This is a genomic window from Methylomonas koyamae (genome assembly GCF_006483455.1).
In the GTDB taxonomy this organism is placed as follows: domain Bacteria; phylum Pseudomonadota; class Gammaproteobacteria; order Methylococcales; family Methylomonadaceae; genus Methylomonas; species Methylomonas koyamae_B.
In genome coordinates this window covers 54,643-70,950 of record NZ_PPPU01000025.1, presented here as the reverse complement: position 1 = coordinate 70,950, position 16,308 = coordinate 54,643, and the positions used below count along the sequence as shown (strand labels likewise).

Annotated in this window: 19 protein-coding genes; 12 read left to right on the top strand and 7 right to left on the bottom strand. The window is 57.8% G+C overall.

The features are described 5' to 3' along the window. The first annotated feature begins 5 nt into the window (after window positions 1–5). From arsD to arsB, 5 genes are read left to right on the top strand one after another with little or no spacing between them, the layout of a single operon-like run. Window positions 6–362, top strand: coding sequence for an arsenite efflux transporter metallochaperone ArsD (arsD, locus tag C2U68_RS13835; protein WP_140913055.1), 357 nt, complete (start codon window positions 6–8; stop codon window positions 360–362). Window positions 363–378: 16 nt separating this feature from the next. After that, window positions 379–2,136, top strand: a complete 1,758-nt coding sequence (arsA, locus tag C2U68_RS13830) for an arsenical pump-driving ATPase (RefSeq protein ID WP_140913054.1) — start codon at window positions 379–381, stop codon at window positions 2,134–2,136. Window positions 2,137–2,145: 9 nt separating this feature from the next. Further along, window positions 2,146–2,682 carry an arsenate reductase ArsC gene (locus tag C2U68_RS13825; protein WP_140913053.1) on the top strand — a complete coding sequence of 179 codons (537 nt, stop codon included), beginning with the start codon at window positions 2,146–2,148 and terminating at the stop codon, window positions 2,680–2,682. Continuing rightward, window positions 2,679–3,122: an ArsI/CadI family heavy metal resistance metalloenzyme gene (locus C2U68_RS13820; protein WP_140913052.1), complete on the top strand. Its 444-nt coding sequence runs from the start codon at window positions 2,679–2,681 to the stop codon at window positions 3,120–3,122. Before C2U68_RS13825 ends, C2U68_RS13820 begins: the two co-directional genes overlap by 4 nt. A 55-nt stretch (window positions 3,123–3,177) precedes the next feature. After that, window positions 3,178–4,239, top strand: a complete 1,062-nt coding sequence (gene arsB, locus C2U68_RS13815; RefSeq protein WP_140913051.1) for an ACR3 family arsenite efflux transporter — start codon at window positions 3,178–3,180, stop codon at window positions 4,237–4,239. Between the two features lie 124 nt (window positions 4,240–4,363). Here arsB and C2U68_RS13810 read toward each other — a convergent pair whose 3' ends face one another. Beyond that, the gene (locus C2U68_RS13810; RefSeq protein WP_140913050.1) at window positions 4,364–4,621 is read right to left on the bottom strand and encodes a hypothetical protein; all 258 of its coding nucleotides are present in this window, start codon (window positions 4,619–4,621) and stop codon (window positions 4,364–4,366) included. 179 nt (window positions 4,622–4,800) lie between these two features. Further along, window positions 4,801–5,073: a hypothetical protein gene (locus C2U68_RS21240; protein WP_186289621.1), complete on the bottom strand. Its 273-nt coding sequence runs from the start codon at window positions 5,071–5,073 to the stop codon at window positions 4,801–4,803. Window positions 5,074–5,252: 179 nt separating this feature from the next. On the opposite strand from C2U68_RS21240, the gene C2U68_RS13805 reads away from it, so the two are divergent. Continuing rightward, on the top strand, window positions 5,253–6,503 hold the full coding sequence (locus C2U68_RS13805; protein ID WP_260839359.1) for a sulfite exporter TauE/SafE family protein: 1,251 nt from the start codon (window positions 5,253–5,255) through the stop codon (window positions 6,501–6,503). Between the two features lie 338 nt (window positions 6,504–6,841). Here C2U68_RS13805 and lnt read toward each other — a convergent pair whose 3' ends face one another. Further along, a complete protein-coding gene (gene lnt / locus C2U68_RS13800) occupies window positions 6,842–8,353 on the bottom strand; it encodes an apolipoprotein N-acyltransferase (protein WP_222101911.1) in 1,512 nt (503 codons plus the stop codon). Between the two features lie 131 nt (window positions 8,354–8,484). On the opposite strand from lnt, the gene C2U68_RS13795 reads away from it, so the two are divergent. Further along, the gene (locus C2U68_RS13795) at window positions 8,485–9,981 is read left to right on the top strand and encodes a hypothetical protein (protein WP_140913049.1); all 1,497 of its coding nucleotides are present in this window, start codon (window positions 8,485–8,487) and stop codon (window positions 9,979–9,981) included. Here the strand turns inward: C2U68_RS13795 and C2U68_RS13790 are convergent. From C2U68_RS13790 to C2U68_RS13775, 4 genes are all read right to left on the bottom strand, one after another. Next, the gene (locus C2U68_RS13790; protein ID WP_140913048.1) at window positions 9,965–10,858 is read right to left on the bottom strand and encodes a 5'-nucleotidase; all 894 of its coding nucleotides are present in this window, start codon (window positions 10,856–10,858) and stop codon (window positions 9,965–9,967) included. The genes C2U68_RS13795 and C2U68_RS13790 overlap by 17 nt on opposite strands. Before the next feature lie 10 nt (window positions 10,859–10,868). Next, window positions 10,869–12,623, bottom strand: coding sequence for an SPOR domain-containing protein (locus C2U68_RS13785; protein ID WP_140913047.1), 1,755 nt, complete (start codon window positions 12,621–12,623; stop codon window positions 10,869–10,871). Between the two features lie 64 nt (window positions 12,624–12,687). Continuing rightward, a complete protein-coding gene (locus C2U68_RS13780; protein WP_140913046.1) occupies window positions 12,688–13,428 on the bottom strand; it encodes a class I SAM-dependent methyltransferase in 741 nt (246 codons plus the stop codon). Next, window positions 13,425–13,730, bottom strand: a complete 306-nt coding sequence (locus C2U68_RS13775; RefSeq protein ID WP_140913045.1) for a DUF1244 domain-containing protein — start codon at window positions 13,728–13,730, stop codon at window positions 13,425–13,427. Before C2U68_RS13775 ends, C2U68_RS13780 begins: the two co-directional genes overlap by 4 nt. Before the next feature lie 113 nt (window positions 13,731–13,843). Between C2U68_RS13775 and C2U68_RS13770 the strand changes: the two genes are divergently transcribed. From C2U68_RS13770 to C2U68_RS13750, 5 genes are read left to right on the top strand one after another with little or no spacing between them, the layout of a single operon-like run. Further along, a complete protein-coding gene (locus C2U68_RS13770; RefSeq protein WP_140913044.1) occupies window positions 13,844–14,173 on the top strand; it encodes a hypothetical protein in 330 nt (109 codons plus the stop codon). A gap of 22 nt (window positions 14,174–14,195) precedes the next feature. Next, complete coding sequence (locus tag C2U68_RS13765) at window positions 14,196–14,738, top strand: septation protein A (RefSeq protein ID WP_140913043.1); 543 nt, start codon at window positions 14,196–14,198, stop codon at window positions 14,736–14,738. Further along, window positions 14,738–15,040, top strand: a complete 303-nt coding sequence (locus tag C2U68_RS13760) for a YciI family protein (protein ID WP_140913156.1) — start codon at window positions 14,738–14,740, stop codon at window positions 15,038–15,040. Before C2U68_RS13765 ends, C2U68_RS13760 begins: the two co-directional genes overlap by 1 nt. Then, the gene (locus C2U68_RS13755; RefSeq protein WP_140913042.1) at window positions 15,037–15,312 is read left to right on the top strand and encodes a BolA family protein; all 276 of its coding nucleotides are present in this window, start codon (window positions 15,037–15,039) and stop codon (window positions 15,310–15,312) included. Before C2U68_RS13760 ends, C2U68_RS13755 begins: the two co-directional genes overlap by 4 nt. A 1-nt stretch (window position 15,313) precedes the next feature. Further along, the gene (locus C2U68_RS13750; protein WP_140913041.1) at window positions 15,314–16,288 is read left to right on the top strand and encodes a peptidylprolyl isomerase; all 975 of its coding nucleotides are present in this window, start codon (window positions 15,314–15,316) and stop codon (window positions 16,286–16,288) included. The last annotated feature ends 20 nt before the right edge of the window (window positions 16,289–16,308 follow it).

Below are 16,308 nucleotides of genomic sequence, written 5' to 3'. Positions count from 1 at the left end.
CAGCCATGAGCAGCATTCAAATCTTCGATCCCTCGCTGTGCTGCAGCAGCGGCGTCTGCGGCGTGGAGGTCGATCAGCAACTGGTCGATGTCGCCGCCGACATCGCCTGGGCCCAGCAAAGCGGTGCCGCCATCGAACGCTTCAATCTGGCGCAGCAGCCTTTGGCCTTTGCCGAAAATCCGGTTGTGAAAGCTTTCCTGGAGCGGTCGGGCGCGGAGGGATTGCCGCTGGTTTTGGTCGACGGCGAAATTGCCTTGACCGGCCGCTATCCGAATCGAAACGAATTGGCACGCTGGGCCGCGCTCGACACGGCGACGGACAAACCGGAAGCGGCCTGCTGCAGCGGCAGCCGCTGCTGCTGATCGGCCGGGGACTGCCTTGAACTTTCTGCAGCAAGCGCCGCGCTTTCTGTTTTTCACCGGCAAGGGCGGCGTCGGCAAGACCTCGGTGGCTTGCGCCAGCGCCGTTCATTTGGCCGATAGCGGATCTAAAGTGCTATTGGTCAGCACCGACCCGGCCTCGAACGTCGGCCAGGTTTTCGGCCTGGATATCGGCAATCGCATCGCCGCCGTTCCCGCCGTCTCCGGTTTGAGTGCCCTGGAAATCGACCCGCAAGCCGCCGCCCAAGCTTACCGCGACCGCATCGTCGGCCCGGTCAAAGGCTTGTTGCCGGATAACGTGGTCAAGGGGATCGAGGAACAGCTCTCCGGCGCCTGCACCACCGAAATCGCCGCCTTCGACCAATTCACCGGCTTATTGACCGATGCCGAGTTGGTAGCGGGTTACGACCACATCGTCTTCGACACCGCGCCCACCGGCCACACCATCCGCCTGTTGCAATTGCCCGGCGCCTGGAGCGGCTTTCTGGAAGCGGGCAAAGGCGATGCCTCGTGTCTGGGGCCGCTGGCCGGCCTGGACAAACAACGTACCCAGTACAAAGCTGCGGTGGATGCGCTGGCGGACAGCACCCGTACCCGCTTGATTCTGGTCGCTCGCGCCCAGCAGTCCACATTGCGGGAAGTGGCGCGGACCCATCGGGAACTGGCCGAGATCGGCCTGCACAATCAATACTTGCTGATCAACGCGATACTGCCGGCCGAGCAAGTCGCGGACGACCCGCTGGCAATGGCGATCCATCAACGCGAACAAGCCGCATTGGCGAACATGCCCGACGTCCTCGCCGCCTTACCTCGCGACGCGGTGATGCTGCGGCCTTTCAACATGGTGGGATTGGCTGCGTTACGCCACTTGTTGACCGGCGGCGGCGAAGGCCTGGACCCGGCCGGCGAGCCTTGCCGGCCCGAAGCCCATCCCGGTTTGGCCGAGTTAGTCGAAGAAATCGCACAAGCAGGCCACGGCCTGATCATGCTGATGGGTAAAGGCGGCGTCGGCAAGACCACGCTGGCAGCGGCAATTGCGGTCGATCTGGCCCGGCGCGGCCTGCCGGTGCATTTAACGACCTCCGATCCGGCCGCGCATTTGCAGGAAACGTTGGTCGGCGCGCTGGAACAGTTGACTGTCAGCCGGATCGATCCGGCCGAGGAAACCGAACGCTACCGCCAGCAGGTATTGGCTACCAAGGGGGCACGCCTGGACGCCCAAGGCCGGGCGCTGCTGGAAGAAGATCTGCGTTCGCCGTGTACCGAGGAAATCGCCGTGTTCCAGGCCTTCTCCCGCATCATCCGCGAGGCAGGCCGGCAATTCGTGGTGATGGATACCGCGCCGACCGGCCATACGCTGCTGTTACTGGACGCCACCGGCGCCTACCATCGCGAGGTGGCGCGGCAAATGCAACCCGGTATTCACTATCAGACGCCGATGATGCAATTGCAGGATAGCCGGCAAACCAAAGTGCTGATTGCCACGCTGGCGGAAACCACGCCGGTGCTGGAAGCCGCCAATCTGCAACAGGATTTGCGCCGGGCGGGTATCGAGCCCTGGGCCTGGATAATCAATAACAGCATCGCCGCCGCCAACGCGACCTCGCCGCTATTGCGGCAACGCGCCAGTAACGAACTGACCGAAATTGCCGCCGTCGCCAAGCGCCATGCGCCGCGCTACGCCGTGGTACCGTTGCTGCAGGACGAGCCGGTCGGAATCGCCCGCCTGCAACAGTTGACCGGCTCGGATCACTGAGATTTTTCGATGCCGGAACGAATTGCGACTGTTTTATTTCTGTGCACGGCCAACTCGGCGCGCAGCATCATGGCCGAGGCCATCCTCAATCGAGTGGGCCCCGGCAGATTCCAGGCATTCAGCGCGGGCAGCGAACCCGCCGGCAGCGTGCATCCGTTGACCATCGAGCTGTCAAGCCGGCTGGGTTACGAGACACGACCCTTACGCAGCAAACATTGGTCCGAATTCAGCGGTACCGAGGCGCCGCCAATGGATTTTGTGTTCACCGTTTGCGACAAAGCGGCCGGCGAACCCTGTCCGGTCTGGCCGAAACGGGCAAGGGCCCATTGGGGCGTGCCGGACCCGGCACTACTCTACGGCTCGGAACAGCAACGCAAGCAATTATTTTTCGAGGTTTACAGCCTGTTGAAACGCCGTATCGAATTGTTTTGCGCGTTACCGCTGCCGACCTTGGACAGTCTGACCCTGACCCAAAGAATCGACGAAATCGGCCGCAGTGCCGCCGACAGCCACTCACCTTCCGAACCGAGGATATTGCCGCCATGAAACGTCTTCATATCCATATCGCCGTCGACGACCTCGAAGCCAATATCCGCTTTTATAACGCGCTATTTCAAGCCGAACCCACAGTGCTGCAGAGCGATTACGCCAAGTGGTTGCTGGACGATCCGCGCGTCAACTTTGCCATATCGCAGCGCGGGCGCAAACCGGGCCTGGATCATCTGGGCATACAAGTCGAATCGGCGCCGGAGCTGGAAGCGGTGCAATCGGGCTTGACCGCTGCGGCGGTACCGCTGGCCGAGCAAAAGCAGGCCGCCTGCTGCTACGCCAAGTCGGACAAGTATTGGACGGTGGACCCGCAGGGCATTGCCTGGGAAGCCTTCCACTCCCTGGAACAGATCCCGATGTTCGGCGCAGACGATGTGATCCAGATGCCGCCGGCTGCGACCTGCTGCGGCTCCACCCAAAACGATCCCAGCCAGTGATCGTTTGCAATGATTCGGACACCCTTTCCGGAAAACCGTTTGGAGGAAATTTTATATGAATACCCCACTCTGCCCTAGCCCGCGTTTGTCGTTCCTGGACCGGTTTTTGACGCTCTGGATTTTTATCGCGATGGCCATCGGCGTCGGCCTGGGCTTTGCACTGCCCGAGCAGGTCAAGCAGATCAACGAAACGGTTTCCGTCGGCACCACCAATATCCCGATCGCGATCGGTCTGATCCTGATGATGTATCCGCCGCTGGCCAAGGTGCATTACGAGGAATTGGGCGACGTGTTTCGCAACTGGCGGGTACTGAGCTTGTCGCTGGTGCAAAACTGGATTATCGGGCCGATTTTGATGTTCGGCCTGGCGATTTTATTTTTGCGCGACTATCCGGAATATATGGCCGGATTGATCATGATCGGCCTGGCGCGCTGCATTGCGATGGTGATCGTCTGGAACGAACTGGCGCGCGGCGACAACCAATATTGCGCGGCACTGGTCGCGTTCAATAGCGTGTTTCAGGTGTTGTTTTTCAGCGTCTACGCCTGGCTGTTCGTCACGGTGCTGCCACCGCTGTTCGGCCTGCCCGGCAGTCTGGTAGACATTACCATCGGCGATATCGCCCACAGCGTGTTTATTTATCTGGGCATCCCGTTCATTGCCGGTTTTAGCAGCCGCTGGATTCTGATCAGAGCCAAGGGCAAGGTTTGGTACCAAGAGCTGTTCGTACCGAAAATCAGCCCGCTGACTTTGATTGCGCTGTTGTTCACGATTGTGGTGATGTTCTCGTTGAAAGGCGAACTGATCGTGCAACTGCCGCTCGACGTATTGCGCATCGCGCTGCCGCTGCTGGTGTATTTCGTGGTGATGTTTCTGGTGAGCTTTGCCAGCGGCAAATTGATCGGCGCCGACTACGGCCAAACCACCACCTTGGCTTTCACCGCCGCCAGCAACAACTTCGAACTGGCAATTGCGGTGGCGGTGGCGGTGTTCGGCATCGACAGCGGCGCCGCCTTTGCCGCTGTGATCGGCCCGTTGATCGAGGTTCCGGTCATGGTGGGTCTGGTCAACGTGGCATTTTGGTTTCGAAAACGCTTGTTCCCCGCCGTCGGCTAGGGCGGATGGGCGCCGGATGCACGACATCAACCAAAGTATTCCGATCCGGAAGCGGTCATGGCGCCAAGTTTCCGGATCTGAGTTTCCGAAGTAGACTGCTATTGCTCCGGTCGATGCCGGCCACCTACTCGCCGTGCTCCGCTTTTTCAGCCAATTCCCGGCGGTATTTATAGGCCACCACACCCAACGCCACGCCGGCGCCGAACCAGACCAACGGGTGCCGCAGAATTTTTCTGACCAAGCCGACCTTGGTGGTGGCAACCGCCCCCGCCACGGCACCGGCCAGCGCCGGATGCATCATGCCTTCCCCCATCTTCATGGCCGTGCCGACCATTTTGCTGCCGGCCTTGCCCGCCGCTTTCGCTCCGTGTACATGTGCCATGGTAATCACCTCAATCGCTATAAAAATAAAGTAATGCAAGCCTCCGGCTGGATCCGAAACCGTTTTAGCGGCCGGGCCTGTTGGATCGGCTTCATTCGGCTGCATCGCGCCGGGCGGCATATTCGCGGCTTTCGGCAACCAAATCCAGCACATTCTCGCGTTGCCGCAACAGAAAGTTCTTACTCTCCACAGCTGTGCGGCTGCCGACGAGGATGATTTCTTTGCGGTATTTGTGGGTCAGGTAACCGCTGACCACGCCGGTGGCGAACCAAGGCCCCGGTAATGCTTTTGCTGGCGTGGGTGACGCCGGAAATGACGATGCCCATGAATACGCCTTTGACCAAGGCCTCGCCTCGGGTCGGCGGAGCCATCCGTTTGGCTTTGCGGCCACCGGTTCCGGATTTTTTACGGGGATCGTGCTGTTCGTGGGCGGTAATGCTGTGGTCGCTCATAACTGTCTCCGTGTTGGCAACGGGAATTAGCCTGCGCCATGCAGTCGACGCCAAAGTGGCCGGCTACGATCTGGCACAGGCTTGACCGGTATATCAGACTTCACTAATCTTGCTCCAGTTTTGTTGCGCGGTCAATTCCCTTAAATTTAGCCGCCAAATCGATTATCCGAGATTCCACTATGCCATCAGCCCCTACCCCACCCGGTTCCGGCAGCGTTTTTAAAAAAATACTGACTATCGGTTTTGCCTTAGTCGGAATCGGGCTGATCTTGTGGCTGGACAGCTGGTTCATGGATCATGCCGGCATGCCGGATTTGAACGGCGACCTGAATTTCGGCCTGCTGTTTCTGATCGGCTTTTTGACCAGCTTCCACTGCGTCGGCATGTGCGGCCCATTGATCCTGGGTTATATCGCCAAAAGTGCCAAGGCCGGGCAACATTCGCATACCGCCCATCTGTTATACGGCGCCGGCAAGACGGTTTCCTACGCGTCAATCGGCGCACTGTTCGGCGCATTCGGTGCCATGGTCGCCTTCACCCCGTTTACCCAAGGCGTGATCGGCGTGGCCGCCGGCTTTTTCCTGATTCTGTTCGGCATCCATATGTTGGAAATATTTCCGGCTTTGCACCATTTCCAGTTCAAGACACCGGCTTTTGTCATGCGTTTCGTCGGCAAAGAATACCGCAAGCACAGCAATCCGTTCGTGATCGGACTGCTGAACGGCCTGATGATTATTTGCGGCCCGCTGCAAGCCATGTACGTGATGGCGGCCGGCAGCGGCAGTTGGTCGCAAGGCGCCGCCATTCTGTTGTTTTTCGGCCTGGGCACCTTGCCGCTGTTGATGGGCTTCGGTGTTTTGACCAGCCTGTTATCGGCTAATTTGACCCCCAAATTGCTGAAAGCATCCGGCGTGATTGTGATCGCTTTGGGCGTCATTATGCTGAACCGGGGTCTGTCGGTAACGGGCAGCGGTGCGGATTTCAACACGCTGCTGGCGCGGCTGTCGCTGGAATTCGCCCCGACCTCGGCGCAAACCCAGAGCTGCGAGAACGAACAAACCATCCGGATGGAGGTGCTGGAAAACCGTTTTTCTCCGAACAAATTCACCTTGCGCAAAGGCGTCCCGGTGAAATGGGTCATTGACGTCAAAGAGCTCAATCAATGCAACAAAGAAATCGTAGTCCGCGACTACGGCCTGGAAATTCAGCTGCGGCAAGGTGCGCAAGTGGTCGAATTCACTCCGCCTGAAGCCGGCGTGGTAGCGTGGAGCTGCTGGATGGGCATGATTCCGGGTACGTTTATCGTCGTCGACGACGTCAAGCCGGCGGTACCCGATACCGCCTCGCCCGCCGCAGTCGATGCCGGGGAGACTGTCTTGCAACGGCTGTTACACCTATTTCGCGAACGGTGGCAAAAAATCCTGCGCTAACGATAATCAGCTTTCAGCCCCGACACGTGTCGTTACCGGATCGTCGCTCGCGCCGGTAACTCCTCGCCGAATCGAACGGCTGCCGTTGCAAGGGCTTGAACTTGCGGCGGACAAAATGGCCGCAGAAGTCGGATTCAAGCCTGCGCTCGATTCGCGCCCCCAATCCCAACCAGACCAGATAAGTTCACATCCCTGTGGCGATGGTTTGCCGAGCGGCGGCATCGGCAAGCGGACGCTACGGAATCGAAAAACCAAACCGTACTGCCCTGCTTGTTATCGATCTTAATCCGCTCGCAACAAAACAAGGTGTCAATCCGATTAAGGTTTGGCGAAATGTATTACACGGTTTCGCACATTGCCCGCCGGGTCTGGCGGCGCTCGCCGGCAGCAATCGATAACACCAGCAGCGCCATGGCCGCAAACGCGCCGCTATCGCCTAAACGCAGGTAAGGCGTAGCACCGCGCATCGGCACAATACGGTCGGTAATTGCGACGGTGCTGAACAACGGCGCTTGGCGCTTGACGGTTCCGTCCGGGGCAATGAAGCCGGTCACGCCCGTGTTGGTGGCCCGTACCAAATAGCGGCCGGTTTCCAGCGCCCGCATCTGCGCCATCTGCAGATGCTGGTGGGGTTGGGCCGAGTCGCCGAACCAGGCATCGTTGGTCATGTTGACGATATACCCGGCCTCGGCCGCCTGACGCGCGACCAGTTCGCCGAATGCATCTTCGTAACAAATGGTCGTGACAAAGGCATGGCCGCCGGCCCGCAACAGCGGTTGGCGGGCGCCGCCGGCGGCGAAATCGCCAAGCGGGATCGCCAATTGGTCCAACACCCAACCCGACAAGGGTTGCAACGGTAAATATTCGCCGAACGGCAGCAGATGGATTTTGTGGTAGAGCGCTTGCGTTTCGCCCAGAGCCAACACGCTGTTGTAGTAATCCTTACCCTGGCCGCTGCTGGGCAAACCGACCACGATATCGACGCCGCGCTCGCGAGCTGCGGCGTGCAGAGGGTCGATAAAAAACGGCTTCACATCTTCCAGAAAAGCCGGGATCGAGGTCTCCGGCCAGATGATAACGTCGGAATCCCAGTGTTGTTCGGTCAGCTTACGGTACAACTTCAAGGTTGCCAGCTGCTGGTTCGCCTGCCATTTGTCGCCTTGGCCGATATTGCCCTGCACCAAAGTAATATCGATCGGCGCGCCGGCGGCTTCAGTCCAGGCGATAGCCTGCATCCCGGCACCGCCAGCCCATATCGCCAGCAACATCGCCGAGCCGAGCCGCCAAGACAATCGGCCTTGAACGATCTCTGCCATCGCAAACCCGGACCACGCCAGCAAAAAGCCGACCGAATAGGCGCCGCCGAGCGGAGCGAAGCCGGCCAGCGGCGTAGCGGTCTGGCTGTAACCGATCTGCAGCCAGGGGAAACCATTGAGCACATAATTGCCGCGGAAGTACTCGACCGCCAACCACAGCAAGGCGGCTCCGGCAACCCGCGACCAAACGCCAGGCCACGGCGTCATCGCAATCAACCAAGCCGCCAGCGCCGGAAACAAGGCCCATACCGCCACCAGCAACGCGGTCAAGGCAGCGGCACTGACCGCGTCGGCGCCGCCGAACTCGTGAATACTGATAAACACCCACCAAATCCCGGAACCGAACAAGCCCAAGCCGAAGCAATAGCCAACCAAAGCCGCTTGCCGGGGAGTGCGCCCGCTCCAGCTCAGATAAAGTAAGGCCAGCGCAATAGGCGCAAGATAGGCGTAGGCGTATGGGGCGAAGGCCAGAGTCAAAAAGCTGCCGCTGCCGAGCGCGGCGATTTCGGGGCGGTGACGAAAGATTCGAAACATGAACAAACCGGAGTGCAAATGGAGCGGCATTTTATGCAGCCACGTGCGCTTATTCAAAATCCGCCAACGTTGCAGCGGTTATTCTGTTCTAAACTTGTTTGGGTTTTACTATGCATATCAACGCGCCGTTCATGACAGACACCGCATCCTTGCCGTTCCAACTGACCAGCGAATCGCTGGCAGGCTGGTTGAAATCGCTCAGTTCGCTGGCGCCGGCCGTTGCCGCCAACCAGCTCAATCTGGCCCTGAAAGAATTGGCGCGGACCAACGCCGATGCCGCCCCGTTGCTGCCGTTGTTAATCAATCTGAGCCCGCTGACGCTGCACCTCGCCAACAGTCTGGCCAATCTGGCCCGCGCCGAAGCCCAGGGTAAAGCCTATAAAATCGCCAAACTGGCTGTACAGCTCCTGCGCCATTTGAGTTTGGCGTTGTGCCGGACGGTCGAATCCAATCAACTGGCGGCGGAGTCGCAACCGATCGCAATCTTCCACGCCCTACAACTGATCGGCTATTGCCAACGCATTAGCGCCTTGTTTTACGAACCGCCCTCAGCGACATTATGGAAAAAAACCGCCCTACTCTACCAGATTGCGTCGAAACAAGATTGGCTGCAGCGGGAGATCGTCGCCAAGTTCGCGGATTTGAGACAACCGAATTCGATTGAAGGCGTGGTCAAACGCAATCTGTTATTCGCGATTTGCGCTCCCAACCGCTACCCGGCCGTGGAGATCGAACAACTATTCAAACTTGCCGCCATCGCTCAACCCTTGCTGGAAACCAGCATGCAACCCAGCCGGAATCCGGATTTTTGCTGGGAGCTGAAAGACGGCGAACCCTATCCGGCCAAACGCGGTCATTGGCACACCTCGCGCGGCACGGTAGCGATCCGCAGCCATCGACTAGGTCACGCTCTGCGCCTGGGCGAAATCAGCAGCGAACTGCCGCAGGCTGCGCTAAACAAACTGACGCAACACCTTTGCGGCTACGACCAATTGTTCGCGACCGTGGATTTAAAGCCGCCGATATTGCCGGCGCAGTTTTTTCCGGGTTTGAGCAGCGTTCAGGCCTATTTGTCGAGCCAGGATAAATTGTCGAAAATCATGCGCCTAAGCGGACAAACGGCGAACCGGAGCGCCATGCGCGACATGAGTCTGGTGCCGTTGGAGCACGAAAAAAACTTTTACAAACCGAGTACCGGCCACGTTTCCAACTTCAGCAATCAACCCGGCTTTACCGTAACGCTGCTACGCAACCATAGTAAGCAATTTGTCGTGGCCGAAAGTGCCGATGCCGCATTCAATACCGGCGACATCGGCATGCTGAGCCGGGAGCAGCAAGCACCCAGGTTGATGCTGGTACGGCGCCAGGTGGCATTCGAAAATACTTCGCTGATCGCGTTGGAGCCGGTGTTAGGCGAATTATCGATCTACGACTTCTCCATCGGCGACGGCGACACCCTGCAAGCCGTTCTGGTCAATGCCGAAAGCGGTACCGAAGTATTTCTGCCCAAAGGCAAATATGCGCTGGAAAGCAAAATAAGCTTGGCGCACGGACCGAGCTTGCAATTGAAAAGCTGTCTGGAATTTAACGAATACTACGCTCGCTTCCGCGTCACTCTTGATTCGTAACGCCGTGCGGCACGTGCGCGGCCGCGACCTGATGCCGTTCGGCCGAATCGCAATGGCCTTTCTGGTCGTCGAAAAAGATATCGGCGCCGAACGCCTTCAGAAAGGCGCCCTTGGACATTCCGCCCAAAAACAAGGCTTCGTCGATCCGAATCCCCCAAGCGCGCAAGGTACGCACCACCCGTTCGTGGGCCGGCGCGGCACGGGCCGTAACCAAAGCCGTGCGAATCGGCGAAACATCCTGATCGAAATGGGTTTGAATCCGATGCAAGGCGCTGAGAAATTCCTTTAACGGCCCGCCGGACAACGGCTTGTGAGCTTCGCTACGTTCGTTGGCGGCAAATGCAGCCAGACCGTGTTGCTGGTATATCCGTTCCGATTCGTCCGAAAACAACACCGCATCGCCGTCGAAGGCAATCCGCAATTGCGGCGACGGATTGGCTACGGCACCGGAAACGATGGTCGCCGCGGCATAGCCGGCGGCCAGCGCCTTGCGGACGTCTTCGTTGTTGGCGGACAAAAACAGATGGGCGCCGAAGGCCGGAATGTATTCGTAGGGCGACACGCCGCTGGTAAACGCGGCGCGGGTAATCGCCAAGTCGTAATGGTTGATCGAGTTGAAAATGCGCAGGCCGGTGTCGGCGCTGTTCTGAGACAACAGGATGATTTCGACCAGCGGCGAACCGGGAAAGGCTTTATTGATGTCGAGAAATTTTTTGACCAGCGAAAAGCCGAATCCCGGTTGCAGGATTTCGTTTTCGTGTTCGATCTGGTAGCGGCAAAACGCTTCTTTGCCCTGGGTTTCGAAAATTGCGTGCGACTCGTCCAGGTCGAATAAGGCCCGCGACGATACCGCCACCACCAGTTTCTGGTTACTCATCCCGGCAGCCTCAATCCTTGACGCGAGTGACCCAGACCGAATCGAGGTTCAAGGTTTTCTTAACCTTTGCGGCGTAGGCTGCCGCTTCGTACTGAGTTTTAAAACCGTCGACGCTGAGGCGGTACCAGTTTTCGCCCTTGGTTTCGGTCTTGCTGACCTTGGCCGGTACGCCTTTGCCGGCGAACTCCTGGGCCTTGCTTTTGGCGTACCAATCCTGCTTGAATGCCACCAGGTTGACTGCCCAGTTCTCTTCGACCGGTTCCGGTTTTTTCTTTTCCGGTTTCGGCGCGGCCGCGACAACAGTCCGGCCTTTTTCCAAAGCGCTGACCTTGTTCTGCAAAGTTTCTATCGCTGCACCGATTTGCAAGTTCTGATTGGCCAGCTCGGTCAGTTTAGTCGCCTGGTCGCCAGCAGGTGCCGGCGCAGCCCCAGGGTTGGCGTGCGGCACTTTGCTCAATTCCGTAATCTGGGTCGACATGACGCCGGCACTGACCGTCAATTCGTCCAATTGTTTTTGCATCATTGCCATCTCGGCCGCGTCGTTGGTCGGCGCGGCATTTGCCTGTTCCTGCAATTTTCCGATAATGGTGACCAGTTCGCCGACTTGGGATTTGGTAATAAGGCCCTGCACCCCCAGACCGATACTCGCCAGCAATGCGACACCGGCCACACCAGCCGCCGCGTAGGCCAGCACCGGTTTTTTGGCAGTGAGCGCATCCAAGCCACGTTTGGTTTTTTTCTGTTCGACTTGCAGGTTTTCCAGGCCGGTCTGGCACTCGCCAAGTTGAGTCCTGTCCGGTTTCTCGGCCAATTCATGCTTCAACTGCTGCAATTGCCGTTTCAACTCGCCGACCTGGCGGTTCAATGCCGTAATGTCGCCGCTGTAGTCGACGGCCGGCGGCGGCGGCGGAGGTGGTGGGGTAACCGCGGCAGCGGCTACCGAGGCTGCTGCGGCAACCGCCGCCAGCTCCGGCTCGTCGTCGCCGGCAATCAGAATATCGCCATCGTCGGCTTCAGCCGCCGCTGCCGGCTCTACCGGAATATTCGGTTCCGGCTGGTTCGCTTCGCCGACGGCAGCAGGGGCTAGCACTTCGGCGGCATCGGTTTCGGTAAAGGCCTCGCTTGGCTCCGCCTCGGCCGTTTCGGCAACGGGCTCGGCCAAATCGTCGTCCGCGGTAATATCGAAATCCGCCATCAGAAAATCCGCCGTGTTACCGGCCGACTCCGATTCATCGCCAAATTCGTCGATATCTGCCACGCTTTCCTGGCCGGCCCGGCCCGGCTCGGCAGCGGTAGCCGCAAGCACCGAGTCGATGTCGGCGAATTCGTCGATGTCGTCGGCCACTGTCAATTCGGCCGCGTCGGCAATGGCGTCGGCCTCTTCCAACTCGCGTTGAATGTCGGCACCGACGGCATCGGCAACTTCGTCGGCCAGGTCGTCCGACTCCCGGCCGGGATTGATTGCGATCTCGGCAATCTCAGTATCGAATTCGTCGCCGAATTCGTCGATATCGTCCAGCGGCCGGTTCTTGCCGGCCGGCAGGTCGATTTCCAACAGGTTGTCGAAATCGCCGAACTCGTCGATCTGCTCGTCCGCTTCGCGACCCAAGGTTTCGTCTCCGACCAGCAAGCGGTCTATCGCTTCGTCGTCGTCGATTTCGCCAACCTCGCGACCAGCCGGCTCGCTGATGTTCAACATCGCATCCAGGTCGTCGGCGAAGGCATCCAGAGTTTTCTTGCTTTTATTACCAGTCGGTTCAGCCATGAGTTTTCTCGGTTCGGTCGGGCGGCCGCTTACGCGCCCGAATTAAGCGTCTGTTGCGCGAGGTTTATCCGGCATTCTTGGCGGCAGTCACCAGCGCATTCACGTCCATCCTCCGCTTGAGTTGGATGTTGCCGAAACCGGCGTCCGCCATCTGTGCCAGCGCGATAGACTCGCGCATCACGTGGTTTTCGGATTCGTCGCTGAACAGATGTATGATCCAATGCTCCAGTAAATCCAAGCGTTCGATGCCGGTTAATACTTTGAAGTAACCGGCGACTTCCTGTTGCGTGGCACGGGTGTGTGCGTCGATGTCGTCCAGGCCGTAGCGGTCGCCGTTGACGAAGATGCCGCCCGGTTTCAACACCCGGTAAATCTCGGCCAACACTTGACGCCGGTAACCCGCTTCGAAGTTATGCAAGGTATAGGCGGATGCCACCGCATCGGCGCTGTCTGCCGGTAAATCGCGCAATGCGCTTAACGCGTCCTGTTCGGAAAAATCGAGCCGCCCCTGTTGCTCCCAGTCTTGCAAGCTCAATTTGGCTTGGTTTTGCATCGCCGGTTCGCTGTCGACACTCAATACCCGACAATTTTCCGCCGCCGACAATATAGCCAGCGTGGTAATACCGGTACCGCCGCCCAACTCGACCACACTGGCCGGGGTAGCGTGGCCCCGGCAAAAATCGCCGATTTCCAAGCCGACCAGACGACTCATTTCCGTCGCGAACGGGCAGATCAGTTTCAGCATGTCGTATTCCCGACCGATCACGCCGGAGAACATCGCATCGAACGGGTTATCGGCACTCATTTATCGTCCTTGAGTTTTTGGCGAGCCTGGTAAGCCGCCAATTGTTCAGGGGTAGCTTCAAGCTGGTATTTTTCCTTCCATTCGGCATACGGCATGCCGTAGACGATCTCCCGAGCCTGTTCGTAATCGACGGCGACACCGCGTTCCGCTGCCGCAGCCGCATACCATTTGGCCAGACAGTTGCGGCAGAAATCGGCGAGGATCATCAATTCGATATTTTGTACTTCGGTGTGCTTTTGCAAGTGGGCAAGCAGTTGTCGGAAAGCAGCGGCCTCCAACTCGGTGCTATGGGTATCTGACATGAAATCCTCCTTTAAATTCGGCATTTTAGCAGCAAAGCCGCCCGGCTCATGTACAATTGCAAACAAAGATTCTACAATGAAGCATCGTTACTTCGGCCCCTAACGTCACTCCAGTGAGCACCATACACAGTTCGTCATTGGCCTACTATCCGGTCGGCTATAAATATCCGCAGGCCGGACCGTCAGACGCCAAACGCGAACAACCGCCGATAGCGATTACCGAAGCGGAGCTGACAAACCGGCAACCGCAAAGCCAACGCCAACCTTCGTCCACCGCGCAAATCCAGGCAGCCTTGGCCGAAACCGAATTGATGCTTGAACCCCGTAACGTACCGACCAATTCGCGCACTTTGAAAGCCCTGAACGCTTATACCGAAAACCGCAACCAACTCGTTCAAGAACAGCTCAACCAAACAATTTCCGGTATCGATCTTTACGCCTAACTATTCTGCTTAACCATCCATCATGAAACCGCTTTTAGAGTTCTTTCCTATCGTTTTGTTTTTTGTCGCCTACAAGCTCTACGACATCTACGTTGCCACCGGCGTCGTGATTGCCGCAACCGTCGTTCAGGTCTGCCTGTACTGGCTGCTCTACCGCAAAGTCGAAACGATGCAATGGATTACGCTGGGATTGATCCTGGTCATGGGCGGCGCCACACTGTATTTGCAAGACGAACAATTCATCAAATGGAAACTGACCATCATCGAATGGCTGTTCGGTGGCGCGTTCTTGGCCAGCCAATTCGTCGGCAATAAAACCTTCATCGAACGTATGATGGGCGCCAATCTGGAGTTGCCGGCCCGTATCTGGAAACGACTGAACCTAAGCTGGGCCTTGTTTTTCATCGGCGTCGGCTTTTTGAATTTATACGTGATGCACCATTACAGCACCGACGACTGGGTCAGCTTCAAGACCTTTGGCGTACCGGGCCTGATGGTGTTGTTTATTGGCGTACAAATGGCATTTCTCTATAAACATGTGCCGACTCCGGAAGCGAAGGAATGATGCTTTACGCCATTATTGCTGAAGACGCGGCCGACAGCCTGAGCAAACGCCTGGCGACACGTCCCGCCCACTTGGCGAGACTACAGACTTTGCAAGACCAGGGCCGATTGGTGCTGGCCGGGCCGCATCCGGCAATCGACGCCGAAAACCCCGGCGAAGCCGGCTTTAGCGGCAGCCTGATCGTTGCCGAGTTTCCCGATCTGCAGAGCGCCAAAACCTGGGCCGATGCCGATCCCTATTTTGCCGCCGGCGTTTACGCCGGCGTTACCGTCAAACCATTTAAACAAGTATTTCCCCAATGACTGCCGATATCATCAGACACAAGCTGGAAGACGCTTTCCAGCCGGAATTAATCGAAATTATCGACCATAGCGCCGCGCATGCAGGACATGCCGGAAACCAGGGCGGCGGCCATTACCACGTCACCCTGGTTTCAGCGCAGTTCGAAAACAAATCGTTGGTGCAACGCCACCAATTGGTCTACCAAGCCTTGGGCGATATGATGAAGGCCGAGATTCACGCCTTGAGCATTAACGCTTTAACTCCCTCTGAAAACAGCAAAGGAAATTCTTGATATGAAATTGAAACTTGTCCCTCTGGTTCTGGCCGGCGCAGCTCTGTTGCCGGGCTGCTTCGAAGAAAAAGCCAAAGAGGCTGCCCCCGCAACCCCGACAGTCAGCAAGGAAGATGCGGTCGCTTCGGTCAACGGCACCTACATCAGTAAAAAAACCCTGGAAACGTTGGAAAAAGAGATTTCCGAACGTAGCCAAGGCCAAACCTTTCCGAAGGAACAATTATTGGAAGAGTTGATTCAACGCGAATTGTTGATTCAACAGGCGCTGCAGAAGCAGTTGGATAAAACGCCGGAAGTGATCGAGCGGATGGCAACCGTCAGAAATTCCTTGCTGTCGCAAGCAGCGTTGCAGGATTACCTGAAAGCCAACCCGGTCACCGATGAAGAGATCAAAGCCGAATACGATTCGAAAATGGCCAATATGGGCAGCGAATACAAGGCGCGCCATATTCTGGTCAAAACCGAAGACGAAGCCAAAAAATTGATCGCCGAGCTGGATAAAGGCGGCAACTTTAACGAACTGGCTAAAAAACATTCGATCGACCCGATGGGATCGGAAGGTGGCGATTTAGGCTGGTTTACCGCCGACCGGATGGTGCCGCCATTCTCCGAAGCAGTGGTAGCGCTGGAGAACGGCAAATACAGCAAACAACCGGTGCAAACCCAGTTCGGCTGGCATGTGATTTTGCGCGAAGAATCCAGAGCTTTGACCCCGCCGCCGCTGGACGCCGTCAAAGAACAAATCCGGCCGATGTTGCAACGGCAAAAAGCTCAAGCAATGATCGAAAACCTGCGCAAGAACGCAAAAGTGGAAGTGATGTTGCCGCCGACACCGGCTAAACCAGAAGAAGCGCAACCTGCAGCTCCAGCCGAACAACCTGCCGCGGCACCGGCCGAGCAGCCAGCCGCCGCCCCATCCGAACCGGCTGCCCCGGCAACGGAAACCAAACCCGCGGACCCGGCAGCCGCAAAATAACCAAACAGCCTGCGTGGCAA

Coding starts and splice junctions, on each gene's coding strand:
- arsD (WP_140913055.1), top strand. CDS start 6: ATGAGCAGCATTCAAATCTTCGATCCCTCGCTGTGCTGCAGCAGCGGC.
- C2U68_RS13825 (WP_140913053.1), top strand. CDS start 2,146: ATGCCGGAACGAATTGCGACTGTTTTATTTCTGTGCACGGCCAACTCG.
- C2U68_RS13820 (WP_140913052.1), top strand. CDS start 2,679: ATGAAACGTCTTCATATCCATATCGCCGTCGACGACCTCGAAGCCAAT.
- arsB (WP_140913051.1), top strand. CDS start 3,178: ATGAATACCCCACTCTGCCCTAGCCCGCGTTTGTCGTTCCTGGACCGG.
- C2U68_RS13810 (WP_140913050.1), bottom strand. CDS start 4,621: ATGGCACATGTACACGGAGCGAAAGCGGCGGGCAAGGCCGGCAGCAAA.
- C2U68_RS21240 (WP_186289621.1), bottom strand. CDS start 5,073: ATGAGCGACCACAGCATTACCGCCCACGAACAGCACGATCCCCGTAAA.
- C2U68_RS13805 (WP_260839359.1), top strand. CDS start 5,253: ATGCCATCAGCCCCTACCCCACCCGGTTCCGGCAGCGTTTTTAAAAAA.
- lnt (WP_222101911.1), bottom strand. CDS start 8,353: ATGTTTCGAATCTTTCGTCACCGCCCCGAAATCGCCGCGCTCGGCAGC.
- C2U68_RS13795 (WP_140913049.1), top strand. CDS start 8,485: ATGACAGACACCGCATCCTTGCCGTTCCAACTGACCAGCGAATCGCTG.
- C2U68_RS13790 (WP_140913048.1), bottom strand. CDS start 10,858: ATGAGTAACCAGAAACTGGTGGTGGCGGTATCGTCGCGGGCCTTATTC.
- C2U68_RS13785 (WP_140913047.1), bottom strand. CDS start 12,623: ATGGCTGAACCGACTGGTAATAAAAGCAAGAAAACTCTGGATGCCTTC.
- C2U68_RS13780 (WP_140913046.1), bottom strand. CDS start 13,428: ATGAGTGCCGATAACCCGTTCGATGCGATGTTCTCCGGCGTGATCGGT.
- C2U68_RS13775 (WP_140913045.1), bottom strand. CDS start 13,730: ATGTCAGATACCCATAGCACCGAGTTGGAGGCCGCTGCTTTCCGACAA.
- C2U68_RS13765 (WP_140913043.1), top strand. CDS start 14,196: ATGAAACCGCTTTTAGAGTTCTTTCCTATCGTTTTGTTTTTTGTCGCC.
- C2U68_RS13760 (WP_140913156.1), top strand. CDS start 14,738: ATGCTTTACGCCATTATTGCTGAAGACGCGGCCGACAGCCTGAGCAAA.
- C2U68_RS13755 (WP_140913042.1), top strand. CDS start 15,037: ATGACTGCCGATATCATCAGACACAAGCTGGAAGACGCTTTCCAGCCG.
- C2U68_RS13750 (WP_140913041.1), top strand. CDS start 15,314: ATGAAATTGAAACTTGTCCCTCTGGTTCTGGCCGGCGCAGCTCTGTTG.